Origin of the sequence: Paenibacillus sp. Soil724D2, from assembly GCF_001427935.1 — a bacterium.
In the GTDB taxonomy this organism is placed as follows: Bacteria; Bacillota; Bacilli; order Paenibacillales; family NBRC-103111; genus Paenibacillus_E.
The window spans coordinates 44,943-61,117 of sequence record NZ_LMRY01000001.1; the positions used below are offsets into that span (position 1 = coordinate 44,943).

A 16,175-nucleotide genomic window follows, 5' to 3' on the forward strand; every position below is an offset into this window, starting at 1 on the left:
TCCTGCATCTCGCCGACCTTATTAACCGATGGTCATATAATAAAATGCGCCATAAACTCATGAACAGGCGTTTGAATCAACCGCTCATAATCAAGGGAGAGCTTCCGTATATCTGTCGTCTTCTGACGAGGAAACCGAGTTAGTAGATTTGCTTCATATTTCTCAATAACCTTAGGTAAACCTTCCTCACGACGCCTTCGATGCCCGATCGGATACTCGCAAACGACTTTCTCCGTTTTCGTACCGTCTTTGAAATGAACTTGGACCGCGTTGGCGATCGAACGTTTGTCAGGATCCAAGTAATCTTTGCTGTACTGCTCATCCTCGACAACGACCATTTTCTCCCTAAGCGCATCAATCCGAGGATCCTTAGCGACCATTTCTTCATAATGCTCAGCGGTCAATGTACCAAACAGCAGCCCAATCGCTACCATGTATTGCAAACAATGATCTCGATCAGCAGGATTGTGCAAAGGTCCCTTCTTATCAATAATCCGAATCGCAGATTGATGGGTAGTCAATGTGATGTGAGCAATCTCATCCAGTCGCTTGTGTACTTTTGGGTACAGCTCTAATGCGCACTCGACGGCTGTTTGAGCATGAAATTCAGCAGGAAATGATATTTTAAATAGAATATTTTCCATCACATAGGAACCTAGTGAACGACCTAATGTGAGTTCTTTTCCTTGAAATAAAACATCTTGGAAGCCCCAGATTTTCGCGGTAAGAGCCGACGAATAGCCCATTTCGCCACCTACAGCCATCAAAGCTAACCGTACCCCACGACTTGTGGCATCACCGGCAGCCCATGATTTACGGGAACCTGTATTCGGAGCATGCCGATACGTTCTTAAGCTTGCACCATCAATCCATGCGTTAGAAAGCGCGCTGCACAACTCTTCTCTGTTCGCCCCCAACATTGCCGCAGCAACGGCTGTCGATGCTATTTTCACAAAATGAACATGATCCAGCCCTACACGGTTTAAGCTGTTCTCAAGTGCAAGCACTCCTTGAATCTCATGCGCTTTAATCATCATGGTGAGGACATCTTTCATCATAAGCGGCTTTTTCCCCTCAGCAACTCGATTGCGGCTAAGATAATCGGCGACGGCAAGAATACTGCCAAGATTATCCGAAGGATGCCCCCATTCAGCAGCCAGCCATGTATCGTTATAATCTAGCCAACGAATCATACATCCGATATTAAAAGCCGCATGGACAGGGTCTAGCTCGTATCTCGTCCCCGGCACACGGGCACCACCCGGTAAGCTTGCACCTGGTACAATCGGCCCCAAATGCTTCGTACAATCCGGGAATCGCAAGGCGAGTAATCCGGTGCCAAGTGAATCCAATAAGACATGCTGTGCGATGCGATACGCTTCCTCACTTTCAATCTCTTTTGCCAATGTATAGTCGGCAATTTCCTCGATTAAGGGGTCAAAGGTCATCTCCTTATTTTCCAGATATCTGGAACTACTCATTCGTATTCGTCCTTTCTGCTTAAGTGATTCGGTAGCTGAGGAGGGTGTAGATCTCGAGGTCCCTTATAATGAACTCGTGGTCGAAAGAGTCGATTATTATCATGTTGTTCGATCACATGCGCACTTATGCCGATCGTGCGGGCAGCAAGAAATACCGGTGTAAACAAATCAATGGGAATCCCAAGCAAATAGTAAACAGGAGCTGCGTAATAATCCAAATTCGGATGCAAATTCTTTTCTCGCTTCATGACTTCTTCCCCAAGGACACACATGTTGTAGAGCTCTGGTTGATTTTTGTCTATGGCGAGTTCCGCTAGTGCCTCTTTCATAAGCAGTGCACGTGGATCCGCCTTTTTCATATAAACTCGATGTCCAAAGCCCATAATTCGTTCTTTCTTTGCTAACTTATTAAGCATGAGTGCTTCAAGATTTGCTTCCGATCCCGCCTCCAAAAGCATCGCCATGACCGCTTCATTCGCACCGCCGTGCAGAGTCCCTTTGAGTGAAGCAACCGCGCCAGTTAAGGCACCGTAAAGATCGGATTGTGTGGATGCAATTACACGCGCAGCAAACGTTGAATTCGGCATTTCATGCTCACTATAGACGATCAGTGATTGATCAAAGATAGCCTCTTCTATCTTGGATGGAATGCGTCCTGTGATCATATATAAGAAATTGGCTGTATAGGATAGCTCTTTGCGCGGGTCTATGAATGGCTGCTTCGTTTGCGCGCGAAATCCGTTGGCTACAATTTCCGGCACTTTCGCGAGCAATCGAATGGCTTTACGGGTATTGGCTTCTCTGGAACGATCCTCAAGTTCGACATCGTAACTTGCTATTGCTGAGATGCCTGTTCGCAGAACATCCATGAAGTCGGCATGCTCGGGGAGTAGTTGTAGAATCGCCTTCACATTTGGAGGTAATCCATATTCCGATCTCAACTTCTCTTCGATCGAATGCCGTTCATCTGAATTAGGCAGTGCTCCGTCTAAGAGCAGCCCTACAATGTCCACATAGGTTACATGTTGGGCAAGCTCAATAAGGTCATACCCGCGAACAACAATTTCCTCCTTCTCCACATCCAGATACGAGATGTTCGTCTCGCTAGCAATGACATTTTCAAGTCCAGGCAAATAGTCGTCACTCATCTCATCGCTCTCCCTTCCTCCGTTCGTTTCACTTCCTTCAGTCGGCAAGTAGCATTCGGGATATCACAATTCGCTGAATCTCGTTCGTCCCTTCATATATCTGGGTCACCTTCGCATCGCGCAAAAACCGCTCTACAGGGAAATCCTTGGTATAGCCGTCGTCTCCAAAAATTTGCACAGCCTCAATGCAGACCTGAACAGCGGTATCACTGGCGAAAAGCTTGGCAATAGCAGCTTGCTTTCCATATGTTAAGCCCTTGCTTTCCCGCCAGGCGGCCTGATAGGTAAGCAGTCTAGCTGCTTCAATGTGAGTTGCCATATCAGCGATTTTAAAAGCAGTCGTTTGCTGCCCACCTATCGGCTTTCCTACTTGATTACGCTCTTTAGCATAAGCAATTGAAGCATCTAAAGCGCCTTGAGCAATTCCAAGCGCTTGAGCAGCAATTCCGATACGTCCGCCATCCAGACTTTTCATGGCAATTCGGAAGCCTTCCCCTTCCGGCCCTAGCAAATTCTCCACAGGAACACGGCAATTCTCAAACCTCAGTTCCATTGTCGGCGATGATCGAATGCCTAGCTTCTTTTCTTTACTTCCAAAAATGAATCCAGCAGCTCCCTTTTCTACGATAAAGGCGCTGCACCCTTTTTGCCTTTGCTGCAAGTCCGTCATCGCAAAAACAATGTAAACCTCCGCCTCCCCTCCATTTGTAACAAATAGTTTGGATCCGTTAAGGACATAACTGTCCCCGTCCTTTATCGCTGTTGTCCTCATCGCCCCAGCATCGGAGCCGGAACCGCTTTCCGTTAAGCTATAGGCTCCTAGCTTCTTGCCTTCTGATAAAGGCCGCAAAAACTTTTGTTTCTGTTCTTCTGTGCCATACTTGTATATCGCCCAACTGACTAGAGAGGTATGAACGGAAAGCATAACTCCTGTGGAACCACATACCCTAGAAAGCTCTTCAATGACCATAGCATAGGTCAGAAAATCGGACGCAAGCCCACCGTACGCTGCAGGCCACGGAATGCCCGTCAAACCAAGCTTTCCCATCTTATCGAACAAATTTCGATCAAATCTCTCTTCTTCATCCCGCTGTGCAGCCGTCGGCTCTACCTCATTAATCGCAAAATCACGAACCATGGAACGAATCATGTTCTGTTCATCCGTATAGGACACATGCATTCGACTGCCTCCTTCGACATGATGGACATTCCTTCATGTTTCTGCCGAGGATATATTCGGTCGATGGGTTGAATAGGACAAGCTGTAAACGCTTTCAGTTCTATGCTTTATATATACACCCTTTTACAAATGCTTATACCTTCGGAGCTGCACTAAAAAATTAAAAGAGCCAGACCTTTGTAGGGGTTGGCTCTTCCAAGTTCATTGGTATTCCATTATTTATACCAGTTCATTGACCAGCTGTTGATTTTTCTTTCCAAAAGATACGAAATAAAGAACTGTGCTTGCTATAACAACTAAGCATAAGATCAGAATGAGATTGCCGTACAAGTAGGCGTGCGAGTCTGATAGTAGAGGATGAAGCGGAAAAGCAAGCAGCTCTTTCTCCATCACTTTGGCAACAAGTGCCGTCACGACCGCTCCGGAAATCGTTGATGTCATATTAAAAAAGCCCATCCCGACGCCAATTTGTTGAACCGGCAAAATTTGCGTAATCGTTTCCGTTAATGCCGTCTGCATGAAAGAAAATCCGATGTACATCATGATGAGGGCTGCTCCAATGTACCAAACCCAAAGTCCGATCGATGAAGATTGCAGTAAAAGACTAGCTGCTATTAATATCAATCCTAGATAGACAACATAATGGCTTCCTCGCTTGACCGTCATATTGCCGGCTACTTTCCCAAATACGACCGCGCTAATCGCTCCAGGAAACATAATAAGTCCAATATGTTCTGTGTCTAGCCCGTATATGTTACTTAGCATCAGCGGTATAACGAACATGACCGACATCACGGTGCCAAAAATGAGAAAGCCGATGATGAGACCATTTCGGTAAAGAGAATTTGTGAAAAGTGCAGGTTCGACGAACGGCTCCTTCGCCCTGCGAATATGAACGATAAATAGCACAAGAGCTATCATTACAATTCCCAAGTAGATCCAATTTCCTTCGGTCGTAAACAAAATAAGCGTTGATATGATCACACCTAATAGTACCGCTCCTACAACATCCAATTTACCTTCTTTGCGAGGTTCAACTGGCAGAAACTTTTGAAAAAAAGGAATAGCAATGACAACTGGTACCGCAACAAGAAACAAAAAGGCCCAGTGAAACGATCCTGCAATATAACCGCCAAGCACAGGTCCGATCCCAATCGCGAATGAAACGGTCGATGTAATGATACCAAACATTCTTCCCCGTTCTTTCACAGTGAAAAACCGGGCTACCATGACGAAAATCAAGGCTGGGATAGCTGAGCCACCGGCCCCTTGTATGGCCCGAGATAAAATGACTGCGGGATACCACGATTGGCATACAAAACCCAATATGGACCCAAAAGCGTAAAGGGAAATCCCTATTGTAATCAACTTTTTGATGCTGTACATATCGGAAAGCTTCCCAAAAATAACCATACCCATACCGAAGACGATAAAAAAGATCGTGACTACCCAACTTACACCGGAAGCATCCAGACCGAACTGCTTGGAAATACTTGGGGTGGATACATTGAACACGGATTCATTCAAAACGGCAAAAAAGATCACATAATAAATCCATGGGACACTTTTCTTTATTTCTGAGTTGTCCTCCTCAGATTGGGTTTGACTCTCTACAATATTCATTTTGATTGACTTCCTTCCTCTTTACGAATTTCAATTTCATTTTAACGATCTTATTATCCCATTTACTCCTCGATCCCACCAATTATTACCAAATTTGCGTTATCTTCAGTATACCAAACACACGTTCTCATGTATAGTAGTTTACACAACAAAAATATTTGGCTTATGCGGGTATTCCACGCGAATGTTGTAAAAAATACATCAATACTATACCCAAATTAACCCAAAAACATAAATAAAGGCTAAGATGTTGTACAGCATACAACATCTTCAGCTTACCCACAAGATATCAAGGAAATTGTTGTACACTGTACAACCTGTCTTTCTACTTCCCCATTTCGCGGAAGGCTTCGCCTTAAGAACAATTAAGCGCGAAAAACGCACTTAATGGTGTTGCCCCAAACAAAGAAGCGCGAAAAACGCGCTTTCAACGAGAGTTCCTCGAGCCGAAGCTCGTCGACAGTGTCTGAGAAGTCGGAAATCGACTTCTCAGCTTACATCTCTTATCCACAAATCAGCATCTTGCATAATTTCCAATACAGCAAAAAAAACTACTTACTTTCTGTCGCCAGAGAATAAGCAGCCTTTAAAAAGCAGCAATTAGTATACATCCACACTCACTGTAGCATGAGCAGCCTCGTTATAAATAGTAATCTTATGAGTGCTTTCGTTCAGTGGCTTGGCAGTCAGTCTCACTTCAAAGCGGGCGTTCCCATTTTCATCAAATAAATCAGTTGTTCCTAGCGAAGTGCCCGCTTTTACAATCTCGAGGTTTGGATTTTCAGGCGATACAACAGGCGTCAAGCTCTTTGAAGTAACCTCATTTTGATCAAACTGTTTTTTGAAGATCGGGTTCCCATACTGGTCAAACAAATTCAATGAAATGGATGCTTTATCGCCCACATCAATCAATCTATTTTTCATATTCGAATAGGTTATTTTGTTCGGTTCAATGAAACTGAGAACAGGTGCGTTGCCTACTTTGAAGCTTCGAGATGTACTAAGTTTACTATTATTCACATAAACGGTAACGGGTATATAATCTTTCATCTGAGAACTATTCGCTTCTTTGATGTTAGCAATAATGACCAAGTTGCCCCACTCATCCTTTTTAAAATCTGCCGGAGCTGATCCTGCAACAATAGCGGTATAGCCCGAGGTTCCAAGGGATGCCGTCTCTCCATATTGATTCAAGGCTTTCACTCTAATCGTTGCAGCTGTGCTGTTCGCAATAGTTTCTTCTGGATTGATGAAGTTGATTTCGGTCACCTGCTCCGCTTGTGCTCTGAAATAGACTTCATTTCTCGATACTGTCGATCCGTCTAGCCCAGTAATAGCAGTTGTATAATCTCCTTCACTGATCGGTGAAGATGTGAGTAAAGTAGCCCACTTGCCATCATCAGACCAAGTCACAGTTACCGGAACATTCAACGTTCCTTTGCTTAATGTAAGGCTTGCTTTTGTCTTATCTACTGTTTGATTAAACCAAACTTTCACTTTACTTGCTCCAACAGCCTGTGCGCTAACTAACGCGATTTTACCAGGTATGTATTGTTGTTTTGCTTCATAAGCGCCAGTTACCAACAGTTCACGGGTAGCAGGCATTTGACCTTCAAAAGCACCTATTGTTTCTGGGAGAAGCTTCAAGTTCAATGCAAGAGCTACGTACCCTTTTGCCCAATTAGAGACGGAGCCATCCGTTAGGGTCTTATTGCCTGCCTCTGCTTCCTTACCTAGGATTCGTACCAAGAATGTAGCTAGCTCTTCCTTTGTCACTTGACCAGCCGGGTTGTAAGCACCATCGCTGAAGCCATTCGTAATACCAGCTGTTTTCAAAGCTTCAATATAAGGTAATGCATAGCCATTGGCTTGATCATATATACTTACATCTGTATAAGAGGAAACTCTTAAACTAGTATTAATCGGAAGATCCAAAATCATTGCCGCAACTTTAGCGAACTGTGCACGGTTCATTGGACTCTTTAATCCGAACGTCGTTGCGGTCATGCCATCAAAAATTCCTGTGCTAATCATTGCATCGAATTTGGCTTTGGTAGAGGCGTCCAGTTGGCTCAAATCTGCGAAGTCAGATGACGTTTTTCCGAATGCGACAGATGAGAACATGGATAAAGCCATTGCAGATGTAAGTACGATAGATAGATTTTTTTTCATAACGTTTCTTCCTCCTTAGTGTGGGTTATGTGTTGATAGGAATTTATACCCAGCTGCTTTGAGATCGAAACGAAATGTTTTGAAATATTTTACAATTACCGTCTTGCTTGATGCTTGGATAGATTCCAGGAAGGCCATGAATAGTCTCCGGAATTTGCTTTAATGCGATCTATGGTTGCTTGTATCCTCAAATCAGGGTGCTTGGCTTGCTGTTCTTTAAGTGGCGGAATCACGTCGGTAGAGAGTCTCCCCAAATATTCAAGGTCGATGATTCCCGTTCTTTCGTACCGCTCCATGTTATTGATTACGATTCGTTGCTCAATATTCATGTAATTCATCACCAGATAGGCCAGGATTGCCGTTGTAATAACAGCTTTTGACAAGGACATCTGCTCCATCCAGATTCGGAATAAAGCAATGATAAATAGAACACTTAAGAATATCATGAATCCATGAACGAGTAATCTCGTTTGCGTGAAGCCATAAGCCTCTTCATATAACGAAAGCCTTCCATAAGCGGAAATGAGCATCACGATCGTGCATCCGACGAGCATCGTCAGCAATCCTTTTCGAATGGTTTCACCCATTTGACCGCTGCGGCGGATCCAATGCAGGCCTGGAAACAGCAGAGAGATATTGATAATAGCTACGGCAACAAGTTCGGCAAACCCTCTTCGCGCGTATTCCGCATAAAGCACACCATTAGGTAAAAACCCATTCGCTGCTCCGAATAAATAGGAGAACTGAATGATCGCGAACAGCACGTAGACAACATTCACACACACGAGCAAAGTACCGGCTGTTATTGGATCAATCAGAATCTTTTTGCTCACAGCCGCAGATTCCTCAATAGTCTCTTGAGGCGTTTGGCTGACTTCGATGACTTTTGGAAAAAGAATTCCCCATAAATAGCAGAACGTGTACAGGGTTATCCCTATCGCAAACCCGGTACGTACAATCCCCTCAGCAAACGATATTCCGTTGAACCAGTGCGGGATCCCGGCTACCCAAGATTGAAAAACAAGATCCGCAGAAGCCAATAACCCAATAACGATGAACAATATGGGGGCAGCCAACAAGAGGCCTGCGCCTACTTTCCCCATCTTTCCCCAAGCAGACTCCTTTTCGGTCTTTCTACTCGGTAGCCAAGCTTTGATCATCCCAAAAGGTACAGACAAGTAAGCAATCGGCCTGCCAAAACAATGTCTAAGCAGATCCTGCAGGAATGTTGCATGATACCATGCATGCTTACTATTGCGCGACAAGACAATCGTCTGCATCGCAATGCATATGGGTAAGGCAAGCAAATTAAGCGTATGGAACAGATTGTTAGCAAACAATGTATACGTCAAAGCAATTAATACAACAGGAACTAGAAGGAACCAACCCGCTTTATTTTGTCCTTCCCACGGCTCAAAGCCGCCCAATCTTCCTTTTATGGCGTAAAAGTAAAGGCTGTAAAAGCCAAGCACACTAATCAGAGCAGAGATGCCGGCGGCATGGTCAATAAACATGTATTGAACCATGAAACCAAATAAACATGCGTACATAAGCATTAAACCGTATTTTCTTTGCCATGGAGCAGGATCTCTCATTGGACTTTTTCTCCTTTGTTTTACAAATGGTAAAGCAGCAAAAGCATTTGTTATTTCCTGCCCTTTATTGTAACCTGTAAAACAAGAACAAAAAGTGTAAGTTTAAATTTCATAATTTCATATTTTATTTCCGGAGGCTAAAGGTGAAAATACGCAAACATTATTTAACACTTCGACGTTCATTTCCCCAGGACCATGAAGAGCATCCACTCGAAATAACATTAGAAGAGCTAGCGTTACATTTGGACTGTACGCACCGTAATATGGTGCTGCTTCTCAAGCGAATGCAGCAGGAGAAGTGGCTCACTTGGCTGCCAAAAAAAGGCCGCGGTAATCGCTCAACCCTTATTTTCCATGCACGTAAAGAAGATATGCTTCTGGAGGAAGCAAAGGAATTAGTCGCGAAACAGGATTTGCATTCTGCACTTGAACTGCTGCAAGCAGCCGAGCATGCATCTACCCTACGAGAACAATTCCAAGTTTGGTTGTCAGGGCAATTCGGCTTTCGGTCTGAAGTGCAAGGTCAGCGTCGAACGGATATTTTGCGCTTCCCGCTTACGCAAACGATTCACGCCTTAGACCCTGCAGCCATTCATTATGCGGGGGAATCGCATCTGGTGAATCAGCTCTTCGATGGGCTCGTTCGGATGGATGCCAAAGGAGATCAGATCCTACCTCATCTTGCCCACGCGTGGGATGTAGATGCTTCTCGCACCTTATGGACCTTTTATCTCCGCAAAGGTGTGCAGTTTCATCATGGCCGCGAGATGCTGGCGAGCGATGTGAAATATTCACTTGAACGGCTTGGGCGCTTAGCGCCGCGTGGTCTGTATAGCTGGGCTTATGCGGGCATCATTGACATCACAACACCAAATGAAACAACAGTTTGCATTCAACTGTCTGAACACAATGAATTATTTCTCGGATTCTTAACTACCAATCGTGCTTCTATCGTCCCAGCAGATGTGTGTGAAACAGCCGGCGGACTGATGGATAAGTCACCCATTGGCACAGGACCTTTCCGTTTAACTGGACACGAACAAGGGATATGGATCTTGGAGGCATTCCCTGCTTATTTTCAGGGACGCGGGTTCTTGGATCGGGTCGAAGTGTGGACATTGCCGGAGAATGAACAGACGGAATTATCAGCTGAAAAACAGCCTTTCCAAGTCATGCACAACGTGCGAATTTCAGACATGGAAGCGCAGCGTTGGCAGCAAGTAAGGCAATCCGGCATGACGACGAAATTCATGACCGTGAATGAATTGAAAGACGGACCGTTAAAGAATCCATTGAATCGCGAGGCACTTAACTTAACTTTGGATCGACCCTATTTGCTGGAACAGCTCTCGGGCGATGTGATTGAAGAGGCAAATAGCTTTTTCTTGCAGCCACAACAAGATACGGTTCATTCCAATCATGTAATTAGCACGGCTGACCAGCTAATTGAAATCAAACAGCTGCTAGAAGCTGCCGGCTATCAGGGAGACGTACTGAAGCTTGCGACCATCCCGCAATATGAGCAGGATGCGCTCCTCTTGCAGAAAATGTACGCAATGTCCGGAATCACAATCGAAATCCTGCTCATTCCTGCTGAGGAATTCAAGGGCGAGCTGCGCATGACGGCCGATCTGCTGCTGTTTGCCGTGATGCTAGACGAGCATCGCGAGCTGCGGCTCTACGATATGTACAAGAGCATGCGGCAGCATGCTGCGCCTGAAGTGCAGACCATGCTCGATAACAGCTTACAATTGCTGCGTTCCGAGGCCGACCCGAAACGCAGAATGGCACTGCTCGAGCAGTTGGAATCCCAGCTCAAGCAGCGCCACAGCCTGCTATTTCTATATCGAAAGCATCTCAAAACCGCTTACCATCCATCGATTCGCGGCATCTCCCTCGATTCGCTTGGATGGGTGCGATTTCGCGACATTTGGTTCACATAGAACCATCCACCCAAATAAACTATTCACTTTTCAGTGTAACACCAGCGGGTAATATGCGAACAATGTGCTCACGAAGCACCACGTTATCGTGCAGTTCATCATTGAAGATGGCAATAATACCACTATCTTCGCGGGTTCTAATCAAGCGCCCGATTCCTTGTCTCAGCCTTAACAGCATATAAGGAATATCCACCTCTTCGTACGGCGAAGTTGATGCTTGACGCTTCGCATTGAAAACAGGATCTTGTGGAGGAAACGGCAGCGACCAGACAATGACGTTGGACAAAGAAGGACCCGGTATATCAAGTCCTTCCCATAGGGTGACTGCAGACAACACGCTGTGTTCATCCCCCTGGAAAGAGGCAATCAAATGGCTGATTTCTTGATCCCCTTCAAACAAGAACGTCAATTCCGAACAATCCGAACGACCTTTGATTTCCCGTTTAAACCGCTGCAGCTCTTCGTGGGTTGGGAACAGAATAAGCGCTCTTCCTTCTGTTCTTTTTAACAATTGAACCGCGGATTCCATCTTTTCTTGAAACGTACCGCCAGAATCCCATTTCGGTGCGATCACTTCCATCCGCTCGGCATAATCAAAAGGAGAATTCACAGAAAATGAAAGATACTTATCAAGGCCCAAACTGTTAGCCACATAATCGAATGAACCCTCAACAGACAGTGTAGCCGATGAGAAAACGATTGGCATTTTGGAAGAAAACACATGCTCTTTCAGCACTTCTTTCACGGTTCTTGGCATGATCACAAGGCTAAGACCTGTAATGCTTTCAGTGGCCCAACAAATGAAGGTTTGATCGTTGCGGAACAATGCCAGCGCTTTCTGCATCATTTCCAAATGTTCTTCCACGATCTTAAGCTGGTAGTCATTTAATGTGAACATTTCACCTTCAAAGACAAGCTCCTCTTCAATCTCCGATAAAATATCACTTAGACGATGGATCTCTCGCAGCAGTCGGTCGTTGATGACAATCTGCTTACGATCCGATCCAACAATCGGTTGACAGCAGCTTTCAAGCACTTCGAACATGAGTTCGCTTTGCTCAATAGCCTGATCAATACAGACGGCTAACGTCTCACGCACTTCTCCTTTTAACAAACGGATCACTAATTCCTCGAACACCATATGCTTCAGCTTGTACGTTAGTGCTTTCTGAGCAGCCGATTCCATCAGATGTCCTTCATCAAAAACAACCGTACAATGATCCGGCAGCAAAGGAAGCTGGCCTTCACGCTTTCTTCCGTCGTAAGTCCATACATGTTCCATGTAGAAATCATGTGAGCAGATAATCAAATCTGCCGAACGTCGATAAGCTTCACGAGATAACGTTTGGCCGCAGCGATGGCGCTTATCACAGACGAAACAATCCTGATAAGCATCCCAACTCACCTTGTTCCATTGCTCATCATTCAGGTGTGGGTAGTTTTTACGGTCCCCATAAGCATGAAAGGTTTGCAGCGCTTCACGCGTGTGAACGAAGTCAGGAAGTCCTTCATACAGTTCTCTATATATGCCAGTATCCTCGTGTCCGAATCGCGCCTCATCAAGCTTGACGAGACATACATATTGGTCAGGCGATTTGGCAAGCCGTGCATCAATAACGAGATCCAAATGACGCGATATTTTATCAATATCCCCACCTGGCTTGACCAATTGCTCAATCAAAGATTCATCCGCACAAGCGATGATAGCTGGTTTCTTCATGAAACGCGAGTAACATATCGCATACAATAAATAGACAAGCGTTTTCCCCGTACCCACCCCTGCTTCCGCAAAAATGGTCGATTTCTCAGCAAAAGCTCGTTCTAACTGGAACGCCATGTAAATCTGTTCGTCACGCACCTCGAAACCCGCTTCAGGTAAAACTTCATAAAATGTATCCGCAATCCAGTCAGAAACCTGCTGCATGAATGGCTGTGCGTGATCATATGCAAATGGATAACGTCCCACGTAATGTGCCCCCAACAAATAGAATCGAATCAAACTTATATTATCCCACGAAAGTTGTTTAAAAGCAAAGAATCGCTAGAAAAAGAAACGTAAGAAAAAAGCTCATTCCGCAGCACACACGCCGCTAGAATGAACTCTCCTATTTTACATACTAAAACGTTCGCGATATCCGCACTTGCGGCATAATTCCTCGACAACTTCACGTCTGGAAAAGCCCTCAAACAATCGATTCGCCCGTTCACCCTCTACAATTTCGGAGAAAGGTGTTTGGTTGATATTGCCCAGATTAATAACCCCTTCACCATCTAGACAACAAGGAATCACAGTGCCATCAACAAGAATGCCTGCTTGATTCCGCAATGCGTGACAGAAGCCCGGCCCTGCAATTTCTTCCGCTTTCAAATCCGGCCACTGGAACTCATGATCCTGATTCAGATAGACGCGATCGGCCAGTTTAACGCCTGTGCCGCGAACGAATTTCTCATCGATTTTGTAATCAAGCTCAAACTCTTGCTCGAGCAATTCCAGCACTTCACGGTTTCGCTGCCGTTCTTGATTCGTCTGATTGTCCGTATCTAGATTCCATAAACGGAATGAGATAATCACATTGGACTTGGCAACGATTTCCTTAGCAAATCGCAGGATACTCGTGACATATCCTTCCTTATCCTCAGATCCTTCATGGCCATCAAAGCTGTGCAAGGAGAAATTCATTTGCCGCAGCGCCGGTTTGTCCAGCAGCTTGTGCCTATTTTTGTTAATCAGCGTACCGTTGGTTGTGATATTGACCTTGAAGCCTTTCTCATGGCTCAAATCCAGCAGTTCGTCAATCTTCGGATGCAGCAAAGGTTCCCCTTTGACATGCAAATAAATGTGATCCGTGTGCGGCTTAATTTGATCTAATATATTAGTAAATGTATCGATTTTAATAAAATTAGCTTGGCGCTTCGTCTGTGGGCAGAAAGTACAGGCCAAGTTACAAACACTTGTAATTTCGATATAAAATTTCTTGAACTTCTTCATTCTCTGGCTCCGTTTCTAGCTGCGCTCCTATGATATTTGCTATTATACCAAGCAAGCCCTATGAAGGAAAGGAAATCGAACAATTAGAAAAACCATTTGACCATCCATCCAATAAAGTGAGCAGACGGAATAAGGAAAACTTGCGCTAGCAATGTGCCCAGAAATCGAGATGTCATGAGCAGCGCATAGATTTTGCCAAGCTGTCTACGCTGGGATTCGTCATGAAGTGCCTTGTCCGTGATAAGACCTAACTGCGGATCTATGAATATGGTAAGCAAAATAGTAGCAATACCGTTAATAAGTCCGGATGCTTGCGAGGCTGTCGTTGCAAATTCAGGTAATAAATGCGCAGCATATAAGGAAGAAAGCACACCCACCGAATAGAAAGCTGTCACCATAATATTAATCAAAAGGAATCGTTTTGGAATCCCCAAATAACGGAATTGGCTCAGCAGCTTGACATTTGGCTTCTTCAAATATTTTTTCGTGTTCTTCAGCTGCGTCACCGTTACACTCGTTATGAGTTTTGGAATCGATCCAGCGATTTCCAGCCGGGAAATGACTCGAACACTGAGATTGATAAAAGACGGGAATAAAGCAATCGCAATCAATGTCCCAATCGAAGAGGCGAATAAACTGATTCGCAGGTATCGTTCCAAATCGAAGGTCGGTTCGATCTTAGCAAAATCAACGAAGTGCGCAGTCATTGGCGCCTGAATTAAATTCGCCGTTCGCGATACAAGGACAACAATGCCGACTAAAGAGAGTGCCACGGCAAGCTTATTCACTCGCACCCCAGCATATCGAATCGAGTATGACAACGTTTCCGCTGTATGGATAATCATCGTCAGAATGAAGACTAGTATGAGTGTGTTCGTCATCGTATGAACTTTTCATCAGATAAAGCTAGTAGTCCGCTGATTACTTCTTCCCAATGGGCTTTCATCTCTTCTCTTTGCTCCGCACTTTCCAGTTTCTCTTGATGGAAGCTAATCGTTGTTTTCCCTGGATTAGTAGCAGACAGCAGACGAATTTGAAGTGTTGACGTATTTGGGAAGCTAACAGGCTGCCAAGTCAGTCGAAGCTGCTCCAATGGTTTCACCACACGAAATTCTCCCGTCGTTCCTTCTTGCGTCACGAACTTGTGTCCCTTCACAAACTCAACCGACGTTGCATCTCCTAACCAAAGCTTTCGCCCTCGTGTTGAAGTCAACAGCTCCCAAGCTTCCTCTTGGAAAAAGGGGAGTGTACGTCTTACACCAATTTGAAAGCCTACCGAAGCGGTCAAACCAAGTGGTTTGTTGGTATCCATCTCTTCTCTCCTCCTATCGGGATAAAATTCACTGCTTTAACACCGGAAGTCGTTTCCTCATCCAACGAATCTGTCCCCGATGATTAATCTCATCCTCAAACACGTGGTACCACATGAAATAATGGTTGGCTGGCTGGTTCTGCCAGAATGGATACTCTTCATACAACCAATCATCTGTCAACGACTTGAAAACCTCATACGTTTTGCTTCGCACTTCGCTCATGATGTTGAGATAATAGTCGAGGTTATTCCCCTTAATCTGGGCTCTTCCTTGGTCACCAAGCTCGAGAGCTGCTCCCCATATTCTCATTTCCTCCTCGTTCAAGTCACGGTGCTCGAAAGTCTCCAACTGATAAGCAACCTCGACAGCTGCGAAGTGCAGCAGCAAAGAGCCTATGGAGTTGCTTGTTTCGTCGATTGTATAGTCTAATTGCTCGGTTGTGAGTCCTTCCACACTTCACAGCGTAGTACTTCTCGTGTAATTCATCATTGACATTAACCTACTAATTTGAGGCGCATAACCAGGTATGTCTGAGATTAAGAGTAGATTTGGTGTATCGTGCATATGTACTTTCGCTCCTTATTTATTCGTTAGAATGATCTTATTTAGATTCGTTATTTTGGTAGATTTTCCCTGCTTTGCGTTTTGACACCTCGCTCAAAACTTCCTATAGAGTTTTTACACTAGTCTAAAAACTCTAAGGAAACTACCTCTACCAAAACAACAACAAC

12 protein-coding genes are annotated in these 16,175 nt (G+C 44.8%); 1 reads left to right on the top strand and 11 read right to left on the bottom strand.

Going from position 1 to position 16,175, the window contains the following annotated elements; genetic code table 11:
• Nucleotides 1-32: 32 nt before the first annotated feature.
• From ASG85_RS00225 to ASG85_RS00250, 6 genes are all read right to left on the bottom strand, one after another.
• Nucleotides 33-1,481: a bifunctional 2-methylcitrate dehydratase/aconitate hydratase gene (locus ASG85_RS00225; RefSeq protein WP_235549124.1), complete on the bottom strand. Its 1,449-nt coding sequence runs from the start codon at nt 1,479-1,481 to the stop codon at nt 33-35.
• Entirely contained in the window at nt 1,478-2,629 is a 1,152-nt protein-coding gene (mmgD, locus tag ASG85_RS00230) for a citrate synthase (RefSeq protein ID WP_057301441.1), read from the bottom strand. Before mmgD ends, ASG85_RS00225 begins: the two co-directional genes overlap by 4 nt.
• Nucleotides 2,630-2,666: 37 nt before the next feature.
• Nucleotides 2,667-3,809, bottom strand: coding sequence for an acyl-CoA dehydrogenase (locus ASG85_RS00235; RefSeq protein ID WP_057301442.1), 1,143 nt, complete (start codon nt 3,807-3,809; stop codon nt 2,667-2,669).
• Between the two features lie 219 nt (nt 3,810-4,028).
• The gene (locus ASG85_RS00240; protein ID WP_057301443.1) at nt 4,029-5,432 is read right to left on the bottom strand and encodes an MFS transporter; all 1,404 of its coding nucleotides are present in this window, start codon (nt 5,430-5,432) and stop codon (nt 4,029-4,031) included.
• Nucleotides 5,433-6,032: 600 nt separating this feature from the next.
• The gene (locus ASG85_RS00245) at nt 6,033-7,604 is read right to left on the bottom strand and encodes an S-layer homology domain-containing protein (RefSeq protein WP_057301444.1); all 1,572 of its coding nucleotides are present in this window, start codon (nt 7,602-7,604) and stop codon (nt 6,033-6,035) included.
• Between the two features lie 95 nt (nt 7,605-7,699).
• Nucleotides 7,700-9,199 (bottom strand): DUF4153 domain-containing protein, encoded by a 1,500-nt coding sequence (locus ASG85_RS00250; protein WP_057301445.1) that lies wholly within the window; start codon nt 9,197-9,199, stop codon nt 7,700-7,702.
• A 143-nt stretch (nt 9,200-9,342) separates the two neighbouring features.
• On the opposite strand from ASG85_RS00250, the gene ASG85_RS00255 reads away from it, so the two are divergent.
• Complete coding sequence (locus ASG85_RS00255; RefSeq protein ID WP_057301446.1) at nt 9,343-11,142, top strand: ABC transporter substrate-binding protein; 1,800 nt, start codon at nt 9,343-9,345, stop codon at nt 11,140-11,142.
• Nucleotides 11,143-11,161: 19 nt separating this feature from the next.
• On the opposite strand, the gene ASG85_RS00260 is transcribed toward ASG85_RS00255, so the two are convergent.
• The 5 genes from ASG85_RS00260 to ASG85_RS00280 all read right to left on the bottom strand — a co-directional run bounded on the left by ASG85_RS00260 (nt 11,162) and on the right by ASG85_RS00280 (nt 15,897).
• The gene (locus ASG85_RS00260) at nt 11,162-13,108 is read right to left on the bottom strand and encodes an ATP-dependent DNA helicase (protein WP_057301447.1); all 1,947 of its coding nucleotides are present in this window, start codon (nt 13,106-13,108) and stop codon (nt 11,162-11,164) included.
• A 144-nt stretch (nt 13,109-13,252) separates the two neighbouring features.
• On the bottom strand, nt 13,253-14,131 hold the full coding sequence (locus ASG85_RS00265; protein WP_057301448.1) for a radical SAM/SPASM domain-containing protein: 879 nt from the start codon (nt 14,129-14,131) through the stop codon (nt 13,253-13,255).
• 83 nt (nt 14,132-14,214) lie between these two features.
• Nucleotides 14,215-15,012 (bottom strand): lipid II flippase Amj family protein, encoded by a 798-nt coding sequence (locus ASG85_RS00270; protein ID WP_057301449.1) that lies wholly within the window; start codon nt 15,010-15,012, stop codon nt 14,215-14,217.
• The gene (locus ASG85_RS00275; protein WP_057301450.1) at nt 15,009-15,443 is read right to left on the bottom strand and encodes an SRPBCC domain-containing protein; all 435 of its coding nucleotides are present in this window, start codon (nt 15,441-15,443) and stop codon (nt 15,009-15,011) included. Before ASG85_RS00275 ends, ASG85_RS00270 begins: the two co-directional genes overlap by 4 nt.
• 28 nt (nt 15,444-15,471) lie before the next feature.
• Nucleotides 15,472-15,897 carry a DinB family protein gene (locus tag ASG85_RS00280; RefSeq protein ID WP_235550052.1) on the bottom strand — a complete coding sequence of 142 codons (426 nt, stop codon included), beginning with the start codon at nt 15,895-15,897 and terminating at the stop codon, nt 15,472-15,474.
• Nucleotides 15,898-16,175: the final 278 nt, after the last annotated feature.

Coding starts and splice junctions, on each gene's coding strand:
- ASG85_RS00250 (WP_057301445.1), bottom strand. CDS start 9,199: ATGAGAGATCCTGCTCCATGGCAAAGAAAATACGGTTTAATGCTTATG.
- ASG85_RS00225 (WP_235549124.1), bottom strand. CDS start 1,481: ATGAGTAGTTCCAGATATCTGGAAAATAAGGAGATGACCTTTGACCCC.
- ASG85_RS00270 (WP_057301449.1), bottom strand. CDS start 15,012: ATGACGAACACACTCATACTAGTCTTCATTCTGACGATGATTATCCAT.
- mmgD (WP_057301441.1), bottom strand. CDS start 2,629: ATGAGTGACGACTATTTGCCTGGACTTGAAAATGTCATTGCTAGCGAG.
- ASG85_RS00275 (WP_057301450.1), bottom strand. CDS start 15,443: ATGGATACCAACAAACCACTTGGTTTGACCGCTTCGGTAGGCTTTCAA.
- ASG85_RS00240 (WP_057301443.1), bottom strand. CDS start 5,432: ATGAATATTGTAGAGAGTCAAACCCAATCTGAGGAGGACAACTCAGAA.
- ASG85_RS00265 (WP_057301448.1), bottom strand. CDS start 14,131: ATGAAGAAGTTCAAGAAATTTTATATCGAAATTACAAGTGTTTGTAAC.
- ASG85_RS00235 (WP_057301442.1), bottom strand. CDS start 3,809: ATGCATGTGTCCTATACGGATGAACAGAACATGATTCGTTCCATGGTT.
- ASG85_RS00245 (WP_057301444.1), bottom strand. CDS start 7,604: ATGAAAAAAAATCTATCTATCGTACTTACATCTGCAATGGCTTTATCC.